The following is a 7880-nucleotide window of genomic DNA, read 5'->3' as shown; positions in this document are numbered from 1 at the left end:
GTCGTGGTCGAGACTTTTCCGTCTGCCGTCACCGCGCTGGCGCTGTCGCCATCCGGTGAACTGACGGTCGGGCTGGAAAGCGGAAAGCTGCTGATTGGCGGCAGCGACGTTTCGCTGCCGGCTGACCTCAGCTGCATCACCGCACTTGCCTATGCGGATGACGGCACGTTGTGGCTGGCCAATGGCTCGGCCGAGCACGCGCCGTCGCAATGGGCCGCCGATCTGATGAAGAAGGGTGCCTCCGGTTCGCTGTGGAAGCGAGACGCCGCGGGCGGTGATTTCCGCAAAGTCGCCGGCGAGATTGCCTTTCCCTATGGCCTGCATCCAGTCGGCAGCGATGTGCTAGTCAGCGAAAGCTGGCGTCATCAGTTGGTGCGTTTCGATGGCGCGACGGGCAGCCGCTCGACGGTTCTGACGCATCTGCCCGGCTATCCCGCGCGGCTGTCACCTTCCGCCGATGGTGGGGCGTGGCTGACCCTGTTTGCGCCGCGCAACCGGCTGATCGAATTCGTGCTACAGGAAACGCATTACCGTCAGGACATGCTGAGCCAGGTGCCGCCTGCCTACTGGATCGCGCCAGCGCTGGCCTCCAGCCGCAGCTTCCTCGAGCCGCTGCAATGCGGCGGCATCCGCACCATGGGCATCCACAAGCCGTGGTCGCCGAGCCGCTCCTACGGGCTGGTGGTCAGGCTTGACCAGAAGATGCAGCCGCAATTCAGCCTGCACAGCCGCGCCAATGGCACGCGCCATGGCATCTGCAGCGTTGCGGAAAAGGACGGTCTTCTGTTCATCGCCTCCAGGGGCGGCGACTGCATCCTTTCCGTCGCCACGGGAGGTTTCTGATGGAACCGATTGTCCGTCTGGAGAATGTCACCAAGAACTACCGCGGCGTGCCCGCTGTGAAGAATGTCAGCTTCGACCTGCGCAAGGGCGAGATCCACGCGCTGCTTGGCGAGAACGGCGCGGGAAAATCGACGCTGACCAAGATCATCGCCGGTGTGGTCGACGCCACCTCGGGCAAGATGTTCCACAAGGGGCAGGAGATCGCCTACGCCTCGCCGCACGCGGCGCTTCAGGCCGGTATCGCCATGGTGTTCCAGGAAACCAGCTTGGTGCCGTCGATGACGGTGGCGCAGAACCTTTATCTCGGCACCGAAAAGTTCCTCAACCGGCTGCGCGGCACCTACATTTCGGCGCAGCAATTCCTGCAATCGCTGAACTTTCCCGTCGACCCGAACGCCATGGTGGCGACGCTGGGTGCTGCCAAGCGGCAGATGGTCGAGATCGCGCGCGCGGTGCACCACAATGCCGAGATCATCATCTTCGACGAGCCGACGGCGACGCTGACGCCGGAAGAAAAGCGGCACTTCTTCGCGCTGATCCGGCGGCTGAAGGCGAGCGGCGTGTCGATCGTCTTCATCAGCCACGCGCTGGAAGAGGCGCTCGATATCGCCGACCGCATCACCATCCTGCGCGACGGCGAGCTGGTCATCACCGACGACACCTCTGCTTTCGACCGCGACAGGATCGTTTCCGCCATGGTCGGGCGCACGCTGTCGGGACAGATCTACCGGCAGCGCGACGAAGCGAAGCTTCGCAAGGCGGGCAAGAAGGTGCTGTCGGTGCAGGACATCTCGATGAGCAATGTCGTGCGCAACACGTCCTTCTCGATCTTCGAGGGCCAGATCACCGGTGTGTTCGGGCTGATTGGCTCCGGCCGCACCGAAACCTTCAAGATCGTCTCCGGCATCTACAAGCGCGACTTTCTGCGCGGCGGCGCCATCGAGCTCGATGACAGGCCGGTGCGCTATCTCGTGCCGAGCGAGGCGGTGGCTGACGGCATCGTCTATGTCACCGAGGACCGCAAGAGCGAAGGCATCTTCGAGACGATGGGCATTGCCGAGAACCTGTTCGGCGGGCTGCTGGCGGCGGGGCGCGAAAAGGCCTGGGTGATCAACGCGCAGGAAATGCGCGCGCTGTCAGCCGAATGGACGAAGACGTTGAACATCAAGGCGATCAACGACAATGCGCGCGTCGTCGAACTGTCCGGCGGCAACCAGCAGAAGGTGGTGATCGGCAAGGGGCTGGTGCAGCAGCCGCGCATCGTCATCTTCGACGAGCCGACGCGCGGCGTCGATGTCGGCGCGATCGCCGAGATCCATCAGATCATCAACCGGCTGGCCGACGAGGGCCTGGCCGTTGTCGTCATCTCGTCCTACCTGCCGGAGATCATGAACCTGTCCGACCGCATCCTGGTCTGCCGCCAGGGCCGCATCGTCGAGGAGTTTTCGCCGGCCGAGGCGACGGAGGAGAAGATCATGTACGCGGCTGTGCATTAGGTTTCCGGGCGGTGCGTACGTCGATAATTGGCCGGGACGTCCATCCCTTCGTCATCCACGGGCGAAGCAAGGAGCGTAGCGACGCGGCGCAGACCCGAGGATCCATGCCGCGACTTCCATGCGTCGCTGCGGCGCAAGATTCTGCTCCGCCGCACACTTCGAGAGACGTCACGGAATGGATCCTAGGGTCTCCGCGACGGAGCTTCGCTCCTGCTTCGCCCTAGGATGACGAAGGTGAGGGGCTGAAAACCGATTCATCCAAGGTGGTTGGCCGTAATTGCTCAACACTTGATTCAATTCAAACGAAAGGGAACGCCATGGCCACGACGAAACTCCTCAGCGATGCCGAGGTCGAAAAGATCCCCGCCGTGAAAGCCGTGTTCGACGACATCCGCGCGACGCGCAAATCTGATTTCGTCAACAATTTCTGGCGCGGGCTGGCCAATGATCCTCCGGCGCTGAAGCGGATCTGGGAACAGTTGAAGGTGGTGATGGTCGCCGACAGCGCCATCGATCCGCTGACCAAGGAGATGATCTACATTGCTGTCTCGACCGCCAATGGCTGCTCCTACTGCGTCCACTCGCACACGGCGGCGGCCCGCGCCAAAGGCATGACCGATGCGCAGCATGGCGATCTGGTGTCGATCATCGGGCTGGCCGGCCAGACCAACCATCTGGTGACGGCGATGCAGATTCCGGTTGACCCGCAGTTCGAGGTGAAGTGAGGCCTCACACCGGCCGGTAAACCTTCTCCGCCGTGTTCCAGAAAATATCCGCCTCCGCCGCCGCACCATGCCTGGCCACCGCATCGCGGTGCGTCTTGATCAGCTCGGCGTGGCTGGTCCAAAGCTTCTCGATCGGAAAGTTCGAGCCGAACATCAGATGGTCGGCGCCCAATATGTCGATCGCATTGTCGACGATATAGGCGATCAGAGCCGGGTCGTTGCGGTGGACGAAGGTGCCGAGGCCGGAGAGCTTGGCGTAGAAGTTGGGGGCGGCTGCAAGCGTGCGCAGGCCTGCCTTCCAGGCTTCGGTGGTTTCCGGCTCCATGCCGGTCAGCATACCGGCATGGGTGAGGATGAAATTCGTCTCCGGGTTTTCGCCGACCAGCGTCAGGCCGTCCTTCATCTGAGCGGGGAAGAGCTGCAGGTCGAAGGAGAGGCCATAGTCCTTGAGCCGCGCCACATTGGCGCGCACCTTGGGGTCGATCACCTGGTCGGCGGAGGCGGCGAAGCGGAAGGCCGGGGTCTCGTGCCAATGCAGTTGCATGCGCACGCCGCGCAGCAGCTTGTATTTCATCAAGCGATCGATCTGCGGTCTGATATCCTCGACTGTCATGTCGGTGTAGCCGACAATGGCATGCGGCCAGCCGGTTTCGTCGGATGTCTTCTGCAGGAAGGCGACTTCCTTCTCGAAATCCTCCTTGGCCCAGTTGGTCTGGACATAGACGGCCTTTTCGACGCCTGAATCCCTCTGGTCCTCGAGAAATTCCTCGATCGGGTAGTCGCGCCGGATCGGCTCGTAGGGACCGAAGATGCGCGGCACCATCGGCCCGACCAGCCAGGGCTGGTCCTTTTGGCGCCAGATGTGGAAATGCGCGTCGATGGCTTTCTGCATCACGAAACCCTCTTCCAGATTGTCGCCGCCGCTGAAGCAGGGCGGGCGAGCGACAGGATGAAATCGGTGAGGCTTTTCACCGACGAGCCATCGACGAGGTCGTCCAGGTCAGGCAGGATGGCACGAAGTGCAGCCGTTGCCGGCCGGAAGCGCGGGTCGCCGGCTAGCGGTGTGGCCAGCGACAGCCGGAAAGCGCGGGCGCTCAGCCGTCGCATGGCTGTCTCCAACTCGCCATGATCGCCGCGCTCCAGCGCGTCGGACAGGATCACGACCGTGGCACCGCGTGCAAACGACGAAAAGCGCGGCACCGAGAGGAAGGCGAGCAGCGTCGGTCCCATGCGGGTGCCGCCGTCCCAGTCGTCGACCTGGGCAGCGGCGCGCGCCAGCGCCTGGTCGCGGTCGCGGATGCGCAATGCCGTGGTGATGCGCGTCAGCCGCGTGCCGAAGGTGAATATCTCGGCGCGGTCGGCACCTTGCACGGCCGCATGTGCCAGCTTGAGATAGTCCGCTGTGTGCAGCTTCATCGAGCCGGAAACGTCGATCAGCAGCAGCAGCTTGCGCGGTACGGTCTGGCGGCGGCGCAGCAGCGGCGAGGGCACGTCGCCATCGGCGCTGACGATTTCCCTGAGCGATCGGCGCAGATCGAGCTTACCGCGCGAGTGGGTGCGTATCGTACGGAAGGAGCGCCGGGCTGGTAAAGCGGTCGAGAGTTTGCGACGAAAGGCGGTCAGCCTGTCATCGTCGCGCTGGAAGTCGCGGACACTCAACTGCTCCAGGGCCGAAGAGAGGTCGCCGCCCTCTTGGCTTTGTTCGGCCTCGAGCCGTTCGTCGTCGGCGCCGCCATCATCCTTGATGCGAGTTTCCTCGTCGGCGTCGCCTTCGACCACGGCGGACGTATTGCCATAAAAATGGCTCTGGAAATGCGCCTCGAATTCGTCGCGGCGGTCGGGCGGCGGCGCCAGCGTGGAAAGGGCGGCCTCGCGGATGTCTGCCATCGAGCGCGGCCCGAGCAACGTCACCGCCTGCATGAAGCCGGAGACCTGCTCGGGGGCGATGGCGAAACCATAGCGGCGCAGCAAGCGGCCGAAGCTGAGGAAGGGCGCAGCGGCGCGAGGCAAGCTTGTTTCCCGCATCATTGCGTGGCGCCCCCCTCTGTCCTGCCGGACATCTCCCCCTCAAGGGGGGAGATTGGCAGGTTCGACGCTTCGCTCTGTTCGGCGACGTGAGCGATTAGCGAAAGCGGGGATGACATCCGATCTCCCCCCTTGAGGGGGAGATGCCCGGCAGGGCAGAGGGGGGCGCTCTCCCGCCAGCATTGCAAAATGACCTCCCGCGTCACGCCAGCGCCTCCTCGACGATCCGGCCAAGCTCCGGTGCGATGTAGGAAAGGTCTTCCTCGTCCTTGATCAGCACGCCGATGGCGCGGCGGAAGGCTTCCGGCCACGGGCTGCCGCCTCTCTCCAGGATGGTCGCCGCGTTGGCCCATTCGACGGCCTCGGCGATGCCGGGCGGCTTGGCCAGCGGCCGAGCGCGAATGGTCTGCACGGCTGTCGCCACGGCGCGCGCCGTTGCTTCAGCCACATTGCCGGCGCGCAGCATGATGATGGCGGCCTCGCGCTCGGCGTCGGGATAGCCAATCCAATGATAGACGCATCGGCGGCGCAGCGCTTCGGCGAGCTCGCGGGTGCGGTTCGAGGTCAGGATGACGATCGGCTGCGCCGTGGCGCGGATGGTGCCGCGCTCGGGAATGCTGATCTGGAAATCGGACAGGAATTCCAAAAGCAGCGCTTCAAATTCGTGGTCGGAACGATCGATCTCGTCGACCAGCAGCACGCGTTGTTCCGGCGCCTTCAGCACCTGCAGCAGCGGCCGGGCGATCAGGAAACGGTCTTCATAGATGTCGATCTCATGCTCGCCGGCATGGCGGATGGCAAGCAATTGGCGCTGGTAGTTCCATTCGTAGAGCGCGTGCGCGGCGTCGATGCCTTCATAACATTGCAGCCGCACCAGATCGCGGCCGAGCAGCTCGGCGATCGCTTTGGCCGCTTCCGTCTTGCCGACGCCCGGCGCGCCTTCGAGCAGCAGCGGCTTGCCCAGCCGGATTGCCAGGAAGATGGCGGTCGAAAGGCTTTCATCGGCCAGATAGCGCGAGGCGGCCAGATGCTGCGCCACCGCCTCCGGCGAGGTCGCTGATGTCTCGGCGCTTGTCCCGGTCATTTCGGCCCTCAGTTCGCCGCTTGCGCCTTCAGCGCGCGCAGGATGCGCTCCGGCGTGATCGGCAGCGTGTCGATGCGCACGCCGACGGCGTCGAAGACGGCATTGGCGACCGCCGGGATCTGTGGGTTGGCGCACATTTCGCCCGGCCCTTTGGCGCCGTAGGGTCCGTCCGCCGATGGCCGCTCCAGCACGATGATCTCGGTCTCGGCGAGGTCGCCGGGACCCGGCATCAGATACTGGTTGAAGTCGGTGCCGCCATGATCGCGGTTGGGATAATAGGGCTCGGTCGTCTCGTAGAGCGCATGGCTGATGCCCATCCACGAACCGCCGACCAGCTGCTGTTCGACCATTTTCGGGTTCAGCGCGCGGCCGATCTCGAAGACGTTCTTCACCGTCAGTACGGTGACCTCGCCGGTTTCGTCGTCGACCTCGACCTCGGCCACGGTGCAGGCATGCGCGTAGCAGGTCGACGGCTTCATCGCGCCGGTTTCTTTCTCGGGATAAGAGCGCGGGATCAGGAACATGCCGCGGCCCGAGATCGAGCGGCCGCGCTTGAAATGCGCCGACAGCGCGACATCGAAGATCGAGATCGACTTTTGCGGCGCGCCCTTGACCAGTATGTTGCCCTGGCCGTCGGTCTCGAGGTCGGATGCATTCACCTCCAACTCCTCGGCCGCCACTTCCAGCATCACCTGGCGGGCTTCCCTTGCCGCCTGGATGACGGCGTTGCCGGCGCGGTGTGTGCCGCGCGAGGCGAAGGTGCCCATGCAGTGCGGGCCGGTGTCGGTGTCGGCGGTGTCGACGACGACACGGTCGGTCGGCACGCCGATCGTCTCGGCGCAGATCTGCGCCATGATCTGCTTCATGCCCTGGCCGAGATCGACCGATGACAGCGTCACCATGAAATTGCCGGTCGGCGTCGAATGCACCAGCGCCTGCGTCGGGTCGCCGCCGAGGTTCATGCCGGTGGGATAGTTGATCGCGGCAACGCCGCGTCCACGCCTGATCGCCATCTCAAGCTCCCTTCACGTAGGATGACATCGCCATGTATTTCTCCGCCACCGGCCAGTTGGCGGCGCGCGAGGCTTCCTGCATGCATTCGATCAGCGCCGCGCCCTCGGTCGGCTGGCGGTGCGCTTTCATATCGCCGTCGCGATAGGCGTTGATGAAGCGGAATTCGAGCGGGTCCATGCCGATCAGCCGCGCCAGCTTGTCCATCTGCACCTCCAGCGCGAAATCGCCGATGGTGACGCCGAAGCCGCGCATGGCGGAGGAGGGCGTGCGGTTGGTGTAGACGCAGTAGGTGTCGATCCAGACGTTCGGGATAGTGTAGGGGCCGGGATAGTGCCCCGCGCCCTTCTGCGCGCCATAGGGCGAGTGGCGCGAATAGGCGCCGGCATCGGTGTAGCCAGTGACCTTGCGCGCGACGATGCGGCCGTCCTTCATGACGCCGTCCTTGATGACGACCTTTTCGGCCGCGCGTGGCGACGATATCTGCATCTCCTCCTCGCGGCTGTAGATAAAACAGACTGGTCGTCCGGTTAATTTTGCGCCGAGGATGGCGATCGGCTCGACGATGACGTCGACTTTGCCGCCAAAACCGCCGCCGACGGTGCCGCCGACGAAATGCAATTTGCTGCCGGGCATCTGCAGGATGATCGAGGTGTTGTCGAGCGTGAAGAACATCGCCTGCGTGTTGGTGTAGCA

The 7880-nt window shown here is 64.1% G+C and carries 8 protein-coding genes; 3 read left to right on the top strand and 5 right to left on the bottom strand.

From position 1 onward, the window contains the following. The 3 genes from EN964_RS17300 to EN964_RS17290 all read left to right on the top strand — a co-directional run. Positions 1-843, top strand: an 843-nt coding sequence (locus EN964_RS17300; RefSeq protein WP_127276566.1) for a hypothetical protein, incomplete at its 5' end; no start/stop codon positions are given. Beyond that, a complete protein-coding gene (locus tag EN964_RS17295; protein WP_127271485.1) occupies positions 843-2339 on the top strand; it encodes a sugar ABC transporter ATP-binding protein in 1497 nt (498 codons plus the stop codon). The genes EN964_RS17300 and EN964_RS17295, both read left to right, overlap by 1 nt. Before the next feature lie 317 nt (positions 2340-2656). Further along, on the top strand, positions 2657-3064 hold the full coding sequence (locus tag EN964_RS17290; protein ID WP_127271484.1) for a carboxymuconolactone decarboxylase family protein: 408 nt from the start codon (positions 2657-2659) through the stop codon (positions 3062-3064). 4 nt (positions 3065-3068) lie between these two features. On the opposite strand, the gene EN964_RS17285 is transcribed toward EN964_RS17290, so the two are convergent. The 5 genes from EN964_RS17285 to EN964_RS39110 all read right to left on the bottom strand — a co-directional run. Then, positions 3069-3956: an amidohydrolase gene (locus tag EN964_RS17285; protein ID WP_164749096.1), complete on the bottom strand. Its 888-nt coding sequence runs from the start codon at positions 3954-3956 to the stop codon at positions 3069-3071. After that, the gene (locus tag EN964_RS17280) at positions 3956-5092 is read right to left on the bottom strand and encodes a VWA domain-containing protein (protein ID WP_127271480.1); all 1137 of its coding nucleotides are present in this window, start codon (positions 5090-5092) and stop codon (positions 3956-3958) included. The genes EN964_RS17285 and EN964_RS17280 overlap by 1 nt, the downstream gene beginning before the upstream one ends. Before the next feature lie 199 nt (positions 5093-5291). Continuing rightward, positions 5292-6173, bottom strand: coding sequence for a MoxR family ATPase (locus tag EN964_RS17270; protein ID WP_127266796.1), 882 nt, complete (start codon positions 6171-6173; stop codon positions 5292-5294). Positions 6174-6181: 8 nt separating this feature from the next. After that, on the bottom strand, positions 6182-7186 hold the full coding sequence (locus tag EN964_RS39115) for a xanthine dehydrogenase family protein molybdopterin-binding subunit (protein WP_023756899.1): 1005 nt from the start codon (positions 7184-7186) through the stop codon (positions 6182-6184). 1 nt (position 7187) lies between these two features. Next, positions 7188-7880 (bottom strand): xanthine dehydrogenase family protein molybdopterin-binding subunit (locus tag EN964_RS39110; RefSeq protein ID WP_164775855.1); only part of this gene is annotated, 693 nt, incomplete at its 5' end.

This window comes from Mesorhizobium sp. M7A.F.Ca.CA.001.10.2.1 (assembly GCF_003998575.1).
Lineage (GTDB): Bacteria > Pseudomonadota > Alphaproteobacteria > Rhizobiales > Rhizobiaceae > Mesorhizobium.
This window is presented reverse-complemented; position numbering and strand designations above follow the sequence as displayed.